This is a genomic window from Aurantiacibacter arachoides (assembly GCF_009827335.1).
In the GTDB taxonomy this organism is placed as follows: domain Bacteria; phylum Pseudomonadota; class Alphaproteobacteria; order Sphingomonadales; family Sphingomonadaceae; genus Alteraurantiacibacter; species Alteraurantiacibacter arachoides.
Map to the genome: position 1 here is coordinate 1990348 of NZ_WTYH01000001.1, position 15752 is coordinate 2006099.

A 15752-nucleotide genomic window follows, 5' to 3' on the forward strand; every position below is an offset into this window, starting at 1 on the left:
GGTCACGCAGTTCTTCGATCCCGCGTCTTTGGACATACAGGTGATGCCAACTGCGGGCGAAAATCAGCTCCGCTCCAATCTGTCGATCCGGTATTTCGGACATTCGAGGACGGCTTCAGCCCGCCACGCGGCGCCGTGCGCGAACAATGCGACTGCGCGATCTCCGTCGATCGGCAAATCGGTCGGTCCGGTCCAGTTCACCAACAGGCACATGCCGTCAGCGCACAGGGCGCCGTTTGCCAGGGAAGAGACTTGCGCGATTTCTGCCTCGTTCAAAAAATACAGGACTTCCGAAAAGACGATCAGATCGAACGAGCCTTCGGGCCAGTCTTGCGGAACCTCGCCCTGGCGAAAGCTTATGCATGGCGAACTGCCAAGCCGCCTTTGCGCGATGTCGAGCGCGGTTTGCGCAACGTCGATCCCCACCATCCGGTCGCAGACTGTCAGCAGTTCCTCTGTCAGCACCCCGGTCGCGCAACCGATTTCCAACCCTTGCGCGAACCGCCGTGTCGACAGGGCAGCCAAGGTCGCCTGCCGCTTTTCACGTTCATAATCGCTGGTTTCAAACGCCCATGGGTCGGGATCGGAACGGAACAATTGTTCGAACCGTTCACGGCGGGCGACAGGCCGATCAGGCACGGAAAAACACCTCCGGATGACTGGCGAAATGGCTCACGAACGCCCGGGGCATGGTGAAACCCGTTGGGTCGCCGACGACGCTCTCATCGGTTTGCGACCGATAGGCAGCAATCGCGGCACGTTTGCGTCCGGCCATCGCGGTATCGTGGAACGTGACCATGCTGGCTGGCACGGCACGCTCCCCGAACCGGCCCCAAACGGCGTACTCCCACATGGGAATTGCCAGCGCGCGCGCTACCTCAGCGCCAACCAATGCGGCGGTTTCGTGGTCGCAATGGGGATCGGCGTGCCATGTGGTCCACACCGTGCAAACGCTATGTTTACGGGCGAATGCGTGCAGGCTTTGCACCAGCTCATCGTCGGGACGGCTGCGTCCGTCGGGTGCCCCCAATCGCAGTAACGGAACATCACCGTCAGGAACAAGGATATCCAAGGCCTGTGCGAGTTCGCCGGAACGCAAGGTGACGAGATCGTCGCGCGAGCATGTATCCGAAGCTGCATGGGACGCCTCTCCATCCGTCAGCAGGGCCAGGACGATCCGGCGTCCGTTGGCCGCGGCGGCCGCGATTGCCATACCGCATCCGAACGTCTCGTCATCGGGATGCGGTGCAACCACCAGCACCGGGCCCCGGGGGGCGAGCTCGTCCAGACCCACGGTCGGTGCTGCGACCGAGGCACGCAGCAGCGAACCATCGCAGATTTCCGAGACGCTCACAGCCCTTCGACCAGGCGGCCGGAGGATACCAGAACGCTCGCCGCCCGTTCGCGCTTGGCATCAGGTGCGGCTTGGCACAGGAACAGTGCGAGGTCGCGCTTAATACGCTCGATCGGACTGCCCTGTTCATGCGCCGCCATGCCGAGCGCGCGATCCACCTGATCGATGACGGTACGGCAGGCGTTCTCCACCACCTCTCGCCCCAGCAGGCTGAGCGTGGCCTTGCTCTCTGCAGCATCCGGGCCTTCCACCTCCAGCGCACACCGTGTCAGCCACAGGCGTGCCGTCTCAAGGGCGGTGGCGCACGCCACGATGCGCCGTCGCTGGTCGCTATCTTCGGTGCGCCCTCTGGCGCTCAAAGCTTCCAGCATTTCCTGATAAAGCGCCTCGGCCCCGCCTAGATGCGCTGCGCAGTACCGCCAGACGCCACCTTCGAAATGCGGTTCGCGCAGGTAATCGCCGGGTTGCCCCAGCAGATCCCCGGTTGCGAGGATCAGATCGTGGAAATCGTACCGGCCGGATCGCGTTGCTTGCATTCCGGCCATCCTCCAGCCCGAGGCATCCGCGCGGGGCGCGTCGCCCACGGGAGCAAGAATAAGCTGTGGTTGGCCATCCAAACCCGGAGCGGAAACGACAGCATAATCGACCAGCCCGAGCCCCGAGGCGAACCTCTTTGCGCCCGTCAGTCGGACGGTATCCATTTCGCGCGAGAAGCCCAATGGGTTGTCCGGCTCGTCCGCACCCCAGACCCCCAGCAACGCGCCGTTGCGAACGTCCTCGGCCACGTTGCGGCGCAGTGCGGGATGGCCATATAACGCCACCAGCTTGACCGCGTTCATATGGCCTTCGAATAATCGCGCAGCCGACAGATTGGCACGGCCCAGAATGCGCAGAGCGGACAGTGCGGCCTGAGCGCCGCCGGGCTCGGTGCCCCACCCCCGGCCTCCATCGTCCCTTTTGAGGCAAGCGCGCAACCAGCCTTCGCTTCGGAGCAGATCGACGTCCGGACCCAGATCGCCATCGTACCGGTCGGCATTTGCCGCGCGCGATGCGATCACATTTCTAACGCCTGCCCAATCGACATCGGCGGGGAGGGCATCATGCATCGACATCGACCAATGCCTGCTCGAGCGTGCGCGCCCGTTCCAGTTCGACAAGCACTTCTGAATACAACATCGCGCGATCCGCTTTCTGACCACGCCAGATGGCGGAATTGGCGCTTGCGCCTGTGAGGCGCGCGCCACGCGCTAGCGCAGCGCGTTCGCGCAAGATCGACAGCGGCACCAGCGCCGCATCACAGGGCGGGTCGTTGGCCAGCGCTCGGCTCGTCAGACACGCCCCGCATCCTCCTTCGGCGCGCGCTTGCAGCCGGGCCGATGTGCGGGTTCCGCCATCGTTCGATGTTACCACGCGCATACCCGCGGCAAGCATTGCTGCACACAATGCGACATCCTCGCCGACGGGCGGGGTCGGCAGGCCGCCGATCGCACGATAGGCGGTTGACCGGATGGCCAGGCTTGCGCCCGAGGCCCGATAGGCGAACGATCCGGCCTCGCCGCCCGTCCAGCTTCTCCAAAGGCGATCACTGGCCTCGAAATAGGCGCGTTCCGCATCGCCGACCGCACGCACCTGCGGAGGCAAGAGGGACAGTTCATCATCGTCGAGGTGCACATCCTCGCACACCAGGTCATTGCCGGTGGACAGGCTTTGCAAGCGGCTCGCGACCCAATCCGGCCCTACGTAGCTGTCGGCATCGGTCGTAAGCAGCTTACCCTCCGGCGCCAGCATCGCGGCAAGGTCCAGTGCCAATCGCCGGGCATGCGGCGCGTCCCGGATACTGGCCGCCAAAGACAGTTCGACCATCAGATAGGATTGCCCCGCGTTGCGCATTGCCGTTTCGATGATTGCGGCCGAGCGATCCCGTGTGTCGTTGATAACAAATACTAGCGCCCCTCCAGTGGAGCCGCGCATCGCGACGAGGAGCGAATTCAGCATGCGCGGAAGTAACTCTTCTTCGTCACGAACCGGAACCGCGATCGCGTGAGCATAAAGATCCGGCGCGTGGGAATGTATACGCGCAACGTTCACCTTTTCAGCGAACATCTTGCTGGCCAGTATCTTGTTGATGTTTTGCGAATGCGCATCGTTCATCTCGGCACGGTCCCGTCGATCGCCAGAGCGCGGCCTTACTTGGCATCTGGATTGAAATAACCGGCCCCGATGCGGAGCGTTCCGGACAATCTCTTGCAGATAACAAGGATTGGTTTCCCTTCAGTTTGTAGGAACTGCGGGCTTATCGATCTGAATTGCGAGAGGGGTTTGCGGGTTTTCGGGCACCAGGCAAAGCCACGCCAAGCCTCGACATGCTGCCAGTTGGTGCATCTACTCTACCCGTGCTGCGACGAGATCTGACACGCGATGAGGAAGCGCAGCGGTCCCGAAAATCACGCCGGAGCGTTGCTAGGAGATGAGCAAGACCATTGAAGATCTTCAGAACGATATGGACGCTGCGGCGCGAGATCTCGATTTTGACGAGGCGCGGCGAATTCGTGACCGTATCAACCTGATGCGAGGCGGAGCGAGCGCTGCAGAGGCGGCAGAAGCCGATACGTCGGGTTTGGTTCGTCAGCAGGCGGGCGCGATGGGGCTGGGCACGAGCCGGCAGCAACCAGTGCTTCCAACAGGATGGAGGCCGCCACCAAAGCCCGACCCCATGACATCCGGTCGGAAACGCAAATGACGATCGACGTCGCGAATCTTGCTTGGCGGCTCTGTAATCTTTGGGCTTCAAGCGGATTGGCACGTGCGAGTACTGTCAGTCTAAACGCAACTCATCCTCCAATGGCGAAGCTTTCCCCTCCCCGCTTTCAACTCAAGCCATGAGGGACTGCCACTCGGCCAGTGCGGCTGAGCGGCGGGTCTTGTAGGTTTGTCGGTCGATGAGGTGGCGTTCGAGGTTGAAGTGGTTATGGGCGTTGGCATGGACCGAGGCGAGTTTCTGTAGCGACTTCATTTGTCGGAACCTGAGCATGGCTCGCTCTCATCTCCGGAATGGCAGGTGGCTGTTCTCCACCCGGTTGTTGGCCCAGCGTCCCACATCCTGCTTGGTGGCATTGCCTAGCTCGGTCATCGCCGCCTTGTAGGACCGCAGGCCATCGATGGTGCTCTCCGCCGGTGAGCCGTGGCGTCGCTAGGCTTTTTTCATGAACCGCAGGGCCGCTTTCTTGTCGCGAGTGTTTGTGCCGTAACTCTCTAGCACCTCGCCCTCCTGGTCGACCGCTCGCCACAGGTAGTGCATCTCGCCGTTGATCTTCACGTAAACCTCGTCGAGATGACATTTCGACTGGCGGAAGCCCTTCATTCGGCTGATCCGCTGACGGCGGACATCAGCAGCAAACATTGGGCCGAACCTGTTTCACCAGTGACGCACGGTCTCATGGCCGATGTCGATGCCGCGCTCGAACAGCAGGTCTTCCACGTTCCGCAAGCTCAGCGGGAAGCGGACGTACATCATCACCATCAGGCGGATCACGTCAGGCGACGAGTTGAAATACCGGAACGGACTGACAGGCTTGCGAGGTCTTGGCATGGCCGCGCCTCTAGCTGATTAGGCCCGTTCCGCCGGCGGGTGCGTTCGCTCTGACAGGACCCCGGTGAGTAATACTAGTCCGATGACAGACGACCCCTAAGACTCATCGGAAAAACGCGCCGCAATTTTTAGGCAGATGACGCCGGGGCTAATCGCCGATCTTCATCTCTATCCTACAGATGAAGGAGGTAAACAGATTTCACTTCTGCCGGGCTCTGGCTGCCCATGCATGGTCAGCCCACAACGACCGTTGTCCGGTTACTCTGGGTGGCCGGTCCTGAGTGAGCCGCTGCAGCCGAGCAGAATCGCAGTGCAGTGCCATTCGTTTTTCTTGCACCGGAGGCAAGAGATGCGATGCGGAGAGCTGGGCGCTTCTACCTTGGCTGGGAATTCATTGGAGAAACGGTGGTCATACTCTAATGTCCAATTCCCACCCTAATTGTCGACCTCGCGCGGTCAGGGAGCGCTGCCCGTAAGCCGACTGGCAGCTATGACACGGTTGGGACCAAGAAGGGCCTGTCAGCTAACGACCCCTTTGCAGACATAGTGTGAGTCATTAGGCTCGACAGCTGTGCTCAAGCTTTTCGTCTATCCGATTCTCGAATTTTTTGCCACCGTGGCGTATGCGCTCGCGTTAGCTTACGTCCTGATGATCGTTGGGTTCACCGGAGGCCAAATGCTCGACGTTTGGGCCATGGCTACGGGTCCGCACGCAGTCAGAACAACCATTATCTCGATATTTTGTTGGGCGGTGCTCCTTGCCCTGCCAGCGTGGGTCGCTGTTGCCTTGGTGCGAAAGTTTAACGCACGAGGACGCGATCAGAAGTGAAGCGAGTGTCCGCTTCCCACCCCAAAATCGGACGTTCCTAGCGCCACGCCAAACTTCTTAAACCAGGCGTAGCCGAGATGCCGCGGCTTAGGTCCTGAGATGGGCCGCAGACGTAACGGAAGGTTCGGGCCCCTAGCGCGGCTTCTCTGCTATTCCCACACGCCAGCCCGATCCGAACAGGCTGATGGCCACACTCGGCGCACCTTAACTTGACGGCCACTGTGTCGAACTTGTGGATACTGTCAGACTAACCGCACTTTGTTTGTCACTTTCATTCGCTCCCTCTTTGAACCCGACGGGGCGGTTGGCAGTGCGGAACATTCGCGGTTTAAAACATGCTCAAACCACCAACCAGTTTATCTAGACCCTTTATCTAACCCTTATGGAAAATGGCGTCGCATTAGGTCTGACAGTGCGGTTCTGACATATCCCGCCGTCACATCGGTGTCTCAGCTATTCGCGTTCAAGCACCAGTTCAGCATACTCATTGCGCCCGGCACCGCCTTGCGAGCCGGCATCGTAAACATAGCCGTACACCAATTGTCCATCGTGCCGACGAATGATGTTGCCCCGCACCCACGATCCCTCGATCTCATCGATCTCCAGTCGCGGCGTCTGCCATCGGTTGTTTACGAGGACGGAACTGAAGATGCTGCGGGTCTCGTTGTCTACGAAAAGCGCAATCAGCGAGTTTCCATCGTGAGTAATATCCCCCGCAGGTTGTTGGGAATCCACTGCGTCGGTCACGACGGGCCGGTCCGATATGCGTCTGGGCTGAGTGGGTTCTGAACCACCCTGGATCTGCCGTTCCCACAGCATCCCATCAGACAGGCGGTATGCAATGGTGAGCATATCGGTTTGCGCATCATACGCGAGGGGAAGGACAGCGCCGTAATCCGCCCGGCTTGTTCCTGCTGCCCCAGCAATTTGCCAGCGCTGCGTCAGCGTTCCGTCGGCCAGCAATCGGCGATACCAGATACCGCCATCGTCGCTGGCATATGCAAGGTGCACGACATCGTCGCGGCCGACAATCGCCTGCGGACCGGTGTTTATGAAACGCTCCCCCGGGTCCAGTTCGACGGGTGCACTCCAGGTGCCATCAGGGGCACGAACGACGTAGTACAGCCTCTCTGCGAGGAAAACGCTGACGACACTGCCGTTCGAGCGAACTGCGATTGTCGCCGCCTGGGCAATGGCGTCGGCACGGGCCGCGACCTCATCGACGAGTTCCCAGCTATCGGGATGCGTGGGATGATCCGATGTCCGAAAGACGTGATAGCTAACCGACTCGGTAACCTGGTGAATGATGTGGATTCGGCGATCCACTCGCCTGCCGTCGACTGCCTCGAGATCGCCCGTCGCGGGACGGTTGGCACCGTCGACTTCCTGCCAGCTGCGTCCGCCATCGCTGGATTTCACCATCATGAACTTATTGTCCGTCTCGGTCGGTTCCATGATGAAATAGAGGTCGCCATTCGCCGTCTGCCACGGTCCGATCCGCCCTGGCGTTTCGACAAAGGTTCCGCCGAGATGGCCGGGCGGGACCGTGATCGACACCTTTGCAATGGCGCTCGCCGATGCGGGCGGGCTCGCAGGATCGATCATGCGGAATTCGAAACGGTCGCCATTCTCGTTGAGAAGCGGCCCATCGGCAAACCGGCGTATCACCAGTGGCCATTCGAATTCGCCGTGACTATCGGCTCGATCCAGAGATGGTGCAAGTTCTCGCAATGAAATGCCCGTCGCGGAGACGAAGGGCAAAGACGTTCCGTCTAGCAGGTCAGTCGTGGCGGTGCCGTTATCATAGGCTGGAGCGGCCACGATGCTTACCCCCGGCGTGCGTGCGACACCCTCGATGGTTAGTTCGTCAATATCCACCACTTCACCAGCGGCTACCGCGATGCCTACCTCCCCGGCGGGAATGGAAAGAGGCGCTTGCAGGTTAGCTTCTTCGTCACCGAGGGTGATCTGTATCGTTCCGCCCTCCAGTTCGATTTCAGCATCCTGCCAGACGTTTCGCGCAAAGCCCGTTGACCGCTGCGCGAGGAGGACTGGGCGGCCGTCTACAATCCGCTCGATCCGGATGCCGTTCTCGGGCTGGAACCGGACGAGGCCGTAATTGTCCTCGTCGACGAAGCCGAACAGCATGGCAAACCCCCCGCTGCCAGAGGATGGCACGCGAAATCGGGTAGCGATTGAAAATTCAGGCAGGGGCCACGGGGCGGGATAGATTGCCAGCAACCCGCCAGCATCACCACTGGCGCGCAGAACATTTGAGGGCGCGTCCTCGACGATAGCAAGGCTGCCGGCCGCTCCTGCGGCTATGGTCCAGCCTGCCGCGGGGGAGCCAGGCGCCTGTTCGCCGAACTGGAGTTCCAGTTCCCGGTTCGGATAGGGGAAATCGTGCGCCTCAAGCGTTTCCCATTCGCCGCCGTTGCGGCGGGCTTGAAGAGCATAGCGTCTCGGGTCTGGGCTCGCAGCCACTTCCATCCGCACCCGGAAGGGCCGATCAACCTCGACAACCGCAGGAGTGCCGATCCCGGCGGCCCAGCCAGAATCTCCGTTCAGCGGCGCTGCAATATCCGAGCGGACCCGGTAGGCAAGATCGCTTTCGCTCATAGCCGCGCATGATCCGAGGAGGCTTGAAGCGGCAACGGCACCAAGACGAAACGAGCAGGTTGCCCATGGTGATCGTTTAGTCATGCCGCCAACCCCAGGCATCGAGGATTACATCAAAGAGGTGTGTGTTTGGGAAATAGCCGCTCACTCGCTCTCCACCCCGGCCGATGGCAAGCACGGGAACTTCCTCGGCAGAGTGGGTGTCGTTGATAAGAACGTGGTCAAGGCGAACGATCACTTCATCGCTGCCGGTCGTTTTCCAAGCATCATAACCTGCCAGCAATTCCTCCCCCCGACTTCCCCCGTCCACCTGCAACCCGAACGAGTGATCCGCCGTAAACAGCAACAAGGTATCGTCGAGGTCGACCCTGGCCTGCACCTCCGCGATGAGCCGGTCGAAATCAGCCATGTTCTGCAGCCCTTCTTGCGGGTCATCGGTATGCGCATCCCACTCGACCACGAGGAAATACCCCCGTGGCGACGATTGCAGGATATCGAGGGCGTCCATCGTGGCGCGGGCAACGTCCATCGTCTCTGCCACAACGATCGGATGCCGGTTCGTTTCAGGCACGGCTTCAAGCGAAGTGTAGATCGGGCGCCCGTGTTCCTGCGCCAGTTGCTCGAACCCGGTCTCCAGAGCGCCCAGCTGTTCACCGATCCGTTGGCGGCCGGCGCCAAACACCACGTCAACGCCGTCTCCAAATCTGGGATTGAACAGCTGCGTAAAAATCTCCCCCTGCTTTCCGCGATCGTTGGCATGGGCATAGGTTGCCGCTGGCGTCGCATCGGCGATCGACTGGCTGGAGATCACCCCGGTCAGCAGGCCGCGCTCCTCGGCATATTCAAGCAGCGTCTTCGTGGGCGCGCCATCCCGTTCCCCGCGAACCGCATCAGGCCCCTGGCTGATCACGCCGTTGCGCGTCTTCACTCCGGTCATGATCGCAGACATGCCATTGGCCGAGTCCGATACGAATTCGTCGACCGGCGAAGTCTCGCTCAAACCAAGATGCGGCCACCGCTGGATGTTAAGGCTCAGCGGCTCGCCATGGGCTAGGATACTTGCTGCATGGAGTACCGATACGCCGGCCGCATCTGCCACGAACAGGATGATGTTCCTGGCTGGGCCCGGGTGACCGGCTTCGGTTTCCAGCGCCGATGCGGGATTTGCGCTGGTATCCTGTGCCAGCACGGGAGCAGAAGACGTTGCGGCGAGAACCGCGGCAAGCCCCGTCCGGAAGGTTTTGGTGACCACCCGACTACCCATCAGAACGAGTACCCAAGGCCGACCGTGACCTTGCGTCCGGTCAGGTTGGCGTCTTCGGCAAAGGCCGGGAAACCCTGGTAGGAGAACTGCGATTCGTCGGTGAGGTTGATGACGCTGCCGAAGAACCGCAGGCCGTTGCCGAACTCGTACGAGGCCGAGATATCGAGCCGTTCTTCGGGCCCGAAGAATTCGTCACTCTCGATGTTACTGCCGAGACCTTCAACATAGTCCGAGCGATTGATGTAATCGGCGCGGATATTGAAGCCCTGCCATGCCCATTCAAGTGTCGCGGTAAAAAGGAAATCGGAGAACCCTGGAAGCGGCAGGTCGTCCCGGTCATCGCGATCCGGGTAGTTCGCCTGGGTTTCGGTGAAGGTGGCGCTCACGCCGGCGGTCAGTCCGCGCAAGGGTCCGGGCAGGAACACGAGACGTTGGCGAGCGATCAGTTCCAGGCCGTAGTTCTGCGCGGTCGTGCCAATTGTTGGCACTTCGTATTCGAAGGCGCCATCTTCATCAGGGATCGGGATGCCGTTAGCGTCTAGCTGGTCGAAATTGTACACCCGATCAAAGGAGAAGTCGGAGATATCCTTGTAGAAGACGCCCACCGAATAGAGGCCGCCCGAGGTCGTGTAGTACTCCACCTGCGCATCGAAATTCTCTGATACCGCCGGTCGCAGATTGGGATTGCCATCGACGATATCGCCATCCTCGTTGGTGAACCGCCCGCTAGCCAATTCGCTGCGACGAGGGCGGCCGTAGCTGCGGTTGTAGCTTTCCCGCAGGATCAGGTTGGGCATGAGCTCGTGCCGGAAATGAATGCCGGGCAGCCAGAAATCGTAGGAATTGCGGGTACGGACCGGAGTGACCGATCCTTCGCCATCAAAGAAGCTCACGTCGAAGTTGGTGTTGTCGAATTCGATGCTCTCGTAACGTACGCCGGCGATGATCGTGTGGATGCCCGCGCGCAACGTACCCATGCCGTATCCTGCGATGGTCTCTTCGGTCGAATTGAAATCGCCGAAGAAGCTATCCTCCAGAGTATCCTCTTCGTTCAATTCGAACAATTCCGGGTTGCTGGCGAGCAGTGCGACACCGCGCGATGGAAAGACGTTGAAAATCTTCGCTCCGCCGAGCTGGACTTCGTCGGTAGGGTCCAGAATGTCGGCGTAGGGAAAGTCTTCGTCCATCTCGTAAACATCGGCGGTCACGTCCCGCCTCGCCTCGCTGCGGAAGTAGCGACCGCCGGTTTTCAAGGTCAGTTCGCTCTCGCCGATGTCGAAGCTGCGTTCGAAATCCACGCGGGCATTGTAGATATTTTCCGTCGAGAAGGCGCTTTCCAGCACCAGCTCACCTTCGCTTACCAGCGATAGGTCGGAGCTGTCATTGCCGCCAATCTCGGTAATGGTCACTTCGCCGCGCGTCACATCCTGCAGCGTATATTCGAACACGAACCATGGATTGTCCGGTTCCATCACGAAGTTGAGTTCGTTGGCGTTCTTGAAATCCTCTTCGCTTCGCGAATAGAACAGGTCGTACGTCACCAGGCTCCGGGTCATCTCGTGACGACCGCCAAAGTTGATCGAATACAATTCGGTTGTGCGGTCTTCATCGGTGCCGATCCAGCCGCGCGATCCGCGGGACCCTGAATTGCCCGGCGTTCCACGACCGGTAGTCGGGGTCAGTTCAGCGTAAGTTTTGCGGCCTCCGATGGCGTCTTGAAAGCGTGTATCGATGTCGATATCGGTCTCGAACACGTCATTCGTGCGATCCGACTGGCTGTAGAAACCGCGCAGATAAAAGGAGTTGAACGCGTCGGTCCGGAAATCCAGATCGATGTTGGCGGTGTTGACCTGGGTGATTTGCTTGTCGATTTCCCAGTGCGACGATTCCATGAACCACACGGGTTCATCGTACTGGTCTAGGTTCAGTTGCGGATTGTTCTCCGGCGTTACCTGAACCCAGTCCATGTCCCGGTTGAGCGAGGTTCGGTCGATCTCGTAACTGCCGAGGGACACGCTGACGCCGAAATTGTTGAAATCGCCTCCGAGGGAAAAGATGTCCGAGTAGTTGCCGCTAAGGGAATAGCCCCAGTCTTCCGGCAGGTCGCTGTAGACACCTGCTGCCTCGACATTGATGCGCCGACCGCTGCGTTCAAAGGCGCTCCGGGTCACCACGTTGATGATCCCCCCGATCGCATCTCCATCGCGGTCGGGTGTCGCCGCCTTGATAACCTCGATGTTGGAGATGCCGTCGGCGGAGAAGTCGCTCGTGCTCAGGCCGCGGGCGCCACCGGCGGAAGGGAGGCGATTACCGTTGATCTGGAACGAATTGTAATCGCCTTCCACACCGCGGATGTTAACACCCGTGGGCTCGCCGCTTTGATTGGTGTTGACGCTGATGCCGGGCAGCCGCTGCAACGCGTAGCCAATATTGCCGTCCGGTGCAGGGCCGAAGATTTCCTCGGAGTAGATGTTGACGATACCGTCGGCAGTACGCTGCTGGTTGATCGCCAGCGCCTGGCCAACGGCATTGGCACGGACTACGATCTGATCGCCGGACAATGCTGTACTATCCAGGCCGATGTCCGCGACCGCTGTCCCGTTTGCCGGCACATCCACGGTCCGTACCGCACTGTCCAAGCCCACGTATTCAACTTCTATGGTGCTGGTGCCCGCGGGAACCTGGATCTGGAAGCGACCATCTTCGGTAGTGACGTCACGTTCGTTCGTCCCCGCCACGCTGACGACCGCGCCACGCAGTGAATTGCCGGTCTGTGCGTCAAACACCCGGCCGGTAACCGTCGCCTGGCGCTCGCTGTCTGCGGAAACTCTCGGCACATCCTGTGCATGAAGCGTGCCGGTGGTCAGTGTCAGCATCGCTGTCGAAGTGAGAAATGCGAACGCCTTGCGGCCGGAAGATCCCGTCATGTCAATTCCCTGATCTGAATGTGGATGATGGATGGAATTATTCTTCGACGCTCTCGTACGAGAGCGTGTTTTCGAACCGACGTTCGGGTGGGAGTGAGCCCTCGGCGGAAGAGATCGATTTCAGTCCGTCGTCCGACCTGCGCAGTCGCACATCGTCGTAGGGAACGCCGTCAGCGGTGTAGGCTGCGTAGTGCAGGTCAGCGCCGTCGATGCTGATGACCTGGTAGAACTGCGAGTTCTCGGCCCGGCGATCCAGTGTTACGCCGGTCGAAGCATATTGATCCCAACCGCTTTCACTGAATTCGTACTGTTTCGGCCCGGAAACCGAATTGACGAACATCGTGGTGACCCTGCCATCATCTGTGGCCGCTGTCCGGGCCGGCACCTGGTCCCGCCCGCGGTGCGATCCGCGTGCGTAGGTGTGGTCATGGCCCTGCAGTACCAGATCCACCTGATGCCTTAGCAGGACCGGCAGAAGAGCTTCGCGCCGCGCGGAATTGTCGCGCTCCCGTCCGGATGAGAAGATCGGGTGATGCATGGTGACGATACGCCAGCGCGCATCACTGGCTGCCAGCTGCGCATCCAGCCATGCCGCCTGTTCGGCCATGTCGGACATGTTCATATTGAGGACGAAGACCTGGAGGTCTGCCGAGTAGCGGATGGAATATACCGTTTCCTGGAGTTCGGGCGAAAGTGTCGGCTCTTCAGGAAGGCGGAATTGCGGTCGCCAGAGTATCGACAGCAGCTCGACCTCTTCGCTCTCCGAAAGCTCGTAATCGTCGTATTCGTGGTTGCCAGTGACCGGGATCGCCGGGATCATGCCGTGAATGAAGCCACCGGCGCGAAACCAGTGTGCCCATTCGAGATCGCGCGAACCGCGGTTCACTAGGTCACCCGCATGAAGGATGAAGCGAGCGTCGGGCGCGCTCTGGAATGCCGCGCGCACAACGCGGGGCCAGTGCGAGGCAAGCCCGTTTTGTGCATCGCCAAGGTAGATAAACCGAAACGGACCGGAGCGCGGGGCGGTTCGCGTCTGGAACCACTCGCTCCAGTGGCCTTCTGCCCCCTGCACGCGATAGGCGTACAGCGTATCGGGCTCCAGTCCCGTGAAAATAACCGAGTGATGGCTGGTGGGTGGCAGGCCCTGATTGGGCTCTATGGGCAAGGTCAATCCGGCAACCTGCACTTGCGCAAGATCCAGAATTTCAGTTTCGGCGACTGCAGTCGTCGCTAGTAGGTCAAAGCGCGGATCGGGCAGCGCCCTAGCAATTTGCGCTCTAGTCCCGGTGATGCATCCAGACGTTCGCCATGAGACACTGACTGACGTCGCCGGATCATCGGCCATGGTGGTGACAATCCTGTCAGGCCAATTGGTTGGCGGCTGCCAGGGCACCTGAACTGGATCATGACCTCGGTCATGCGCTGGGGCAGGTGTCGCGGTGCTTGCTGCGACAGCGGCGATAATGATCGCGATACGTTTCATTTAGACCCCGTGTTCTGGCGGGGTAGCTAAGGCCGGGACATTTCGAGGGTGTGGCAATTGTGCGTCGCAACAAAGACAGTGCGGCTAAATTATGACGGCTGTTCAGGGGGGCAAAGCACATCTGATTGCGCTTACTGGATAGCGAGCGCGTGTATAAAGCTGCAGGTTACGGAGTTTAGGAGGTCAGCGTTGTTCGCTAACCGGTCTCGTCCAGCTTGCGACTATGATCATAGTTGGCCATCTAGCCATCATCCCTGCTTGTGTGAAAAAGTAGGGGCTTATCGGATCCAATTGCAGCTATCGAATAACCGAGCCTAGGGACCGTCGCAGACCAACGGCTTTTGGGCCGGAGGTAAAGAGTTGGCTTTGGTTGTGCTAGCTCAGACAGCAGACCTTCAGGTAACGACCCCGATACAGACCTCGCTCAAACATGAGCTCAAAAGCGCCAAGAGCATGACGAGCAATCAATCGGAGAGCTTCCACACGTCCGCTGAAAGACTTAACCTTTCGAGCCGATCCCCGAGGACGTCCTCGCTGCGATCCCCGCGCAAGGGCCCACCCGCCCTGGCAGCGGCGGTGGCAAGGGCCGTGGCGGCGGCGAGGAAGGACGAGGCGGTCGTGGGGGCGGTGCCGGAGGCGCCGGCGGCGGCATGGACGGGGGCATGGCTGTTGGCGGATTGGGGATGGGCATCGGAAGTTCAGGTTCGGGTTCTGGCGAAAGCGGCTAGAGTCCGGCCCGGAAACAGAATTCACGGCAGATCGGTATTAACTGATGAAATACCCCTCCAAAGCAGACCGGAAGCTTTTCAACCCACTGTCAGACGTTCCAGCGTTTCGCGGATCTCGCCATTGGCGGAAATTCAGCTAACGACCCCTTTGCAGACGCTCGGCTAAGCCAAAGTCAATGGCAGCTTTGCGCCCCGTTCTGGTCATCACGGGAAGGATAAAGCAATCGCCGATATGTCCTTCTTCGGATCGATGACGCGACCTGTTTCCTTTCGCTCCGAATAGCGGTCTACCAGCTTTTCGGCATGCGGGCGCAGCAGCACCGTGAACCGCACCAGTTCCTCCATGACGTCCACGATCCGATCGTAAAGCGGAGACGGCTTCATGCGACCGGCGTCATCGAATTCCTCGTATGCCTTGGGCACGCTGGATTGGTTGGGGATGGTGAACATCCGCATCCAGCGGCCAAGCAGGCGCAGCGTATTGACGGTGTTGAAGGACTGTGAGCCAGCCGACACCTGCATGACGGCCAGCGTTCGCCCCTGGGTGGGACGCATACCTCCGATGCTGAGCGGCAGGTGATCGATCTGGGTCTTAAGGATGCCAGTAATCTGGCCGTGTCGTTCCGGGCTGCACCACACCATGCCTTCGGACCAAAAGGCGTGTTCGCGCAGTTCGTGGACGGCAGGATGGTCATCACCATTGACTTGATCGGGTAACGGCAGGTCAGAGGGATCGAAGATGCGTGTCTCCGCGCCGAACAGCCACAGCAAACGTGCGGCCTCCTCTACCGCGAGCCGTGAATAGGAGCGCGCGCGTAAGGACCCGTAGGGGAGCAGGATACGAGGAGGCGATTGGTCGTCGCTTAGGCCGGCGGCTGGTCGATAATGAACGAACGCCGGATCCAACGCAGGAAAGCTGTCGGGATCAGTGAGCGGGCGTAAACGGGACATGATTGAGC

General features: G+C 60.2%; 11 protein-coding genes and 1 pseudogene. 2 read left to right on the forward strand and 10 right to left on the reverse strand.

Annotated elements, in window-relative coordinates:
* Positions 1–63: 63 nt before the first annotated feature.
* From GRI62_RS09745 to GRI62_RS09760, 4 genes are read right to left on the reverse strand one after another with little or no spacing between them, the layout of a single operon-like run.
* Positions 64–639 carry a class I SAM-dependent DNA methyltransferase gene (locus GRI62_RS09745; RefSeq protein ID WP_160731858.1) on the reverse strand — a complete coding sequence of 192 codons (576 nt, stop codon included), beginning with the start codon at positions 637–639 and terminating at the stop codon, positions 64–66.
* Entirely contained in the window at positions 632–1354 is a 723-nt protein-coding gene (locus GRI62_RS09750) for a PIG-L deacetylase family protein (RefSeq protein ID WP_131453178.1), read from the reverse strand. Before GRI62_RS09750 ends, GRI62_RS09745 begins: the two co-directional genes overlap by 8 nt.
* A complete protein-coding gene (locus tag GRI62_RS09755) occupies positions 1351–2412 on the reverse strand; it encodes an acyl-CoA dehydrogenase family protein (RefSeq protein WP_234032700.1) in 1062 nt (353 codons plus the stop codon). The genes GRI62_RS09750 and GRI62_RS09755 overlap by 4 nt, the downstream gene beginning before the upstream one ends.
* 40 nt (positions 2413–2452) lie before the next feature.
* On the reverse strand, positions 2453–3505 hold the full coding sequence (locus GRI62_RS09760; RefSeq protein ID WP_131453179.1) for a glycosyltransferase family 2 protein: 1053 nt from the start codon (positions 3503–3505) through the stop codon (positions 2453–2455).
* Between the two features lie 316 nt (positions 3506–3821).
* Between GRI62_RS09760 and GRI62_RS09765 the strand changes: the two genes are divergently transcribed.
* On the forward strand, positions 3822–4094 hold the full coding sequence (locus GRI62_RS09765; RefSeq protein WP_131453180.1) for a UvrB/UvrC motif-containing protein: 273 nt from the start codon (positions 3822–3824) through the stop codon (positions 4092–4094).
* Positions 4095–4226: 132 nt separating this feature from the next.
* On the opposite strand, the pseudogene GRI62_RS14735 reads toward GRI62_RS09765, so the two are convergent.
* Positions 4227–4943, reverse strand: a pseudogene (locus GRI62_RS14735) (IS6 family transposase).
* Between the two features lie 571 nt (positions 4944–5514).
* Between GRI62_RS14735 and GRI62_RS09775 the strand changes: the two are divergent.
* Positions 5515–5772 (forward strand): hypothetical protein, encoded by a 258-nt coding sequence (locus tag GRI62_RS09775; protein ID WP_131453181.1) that lies wholly within the window; start codon positions 5515–5517, stop codon positions 5770–5772.
* Positions 5773–6225: 453 nt separating this feature from the next.
* On the opposite strand, the gene GRI62_RS09780 is transcribed toward GRI62_RS09775, so the two are convergent.
* From GRI62_RS09780 to arsH, 5 genes are all read right to left on the reverse strand, one after another.
* Positions 6226–8391, reverse strand: a complete 2166-nt coding sequence (locus GRI62_RS09780; protein ID WP_131453182.1) for a hypothetical protein — start codon at positions 8389–8391, stop codon at positions 6226–6228.
* 76 nt (positions 8392–8467) lie between these two features.
* Positions 8468–9580, reverse strand: coding sequence for an alkaline phosphatase (locus tag GRI62_RS09785; protein ID WP_199799924.1), 1113 nt, complete (start codon positions 9578–9580; stop codon positions 8468–8470).
* 74 nt (positions 9581–9654) lie between these two features.
* Positions 9655–12582, reverse strand: coding sequence for a TonB-dependent receptor (locus tag GRI62_RS09790; protein ID WP_131453184.1), 2928 nt, complete (start codon positions 12580–12582; stop codon positions 9655–9657).
* Between the two features lie 37 nt (positions 12583–12619).
* Complete coding sequence (locus GRI62_RS09795; RefSeq protein ID WP_131453185.1) at positions 12620–14065, reverse strand: purple acid phosphatase family protein; 1446 nt, start codon at positions 14063–14065, stop codon at positions 12620–12622.
* Between the two features lie 932 nt (positions 14066–14997).
* Complete coding sequence (arsH, locus tag GRI62_RS09800) at positions 14998–15744, reverse strand: arsenical resistance protein ArsH (protein ID WP_131453186.1); 747 nt, start codon at positions 15742–15744, stop codon at positions 14998–15000.
* Positions 15745–15752 lie beyond the last annotated feature (8 nt).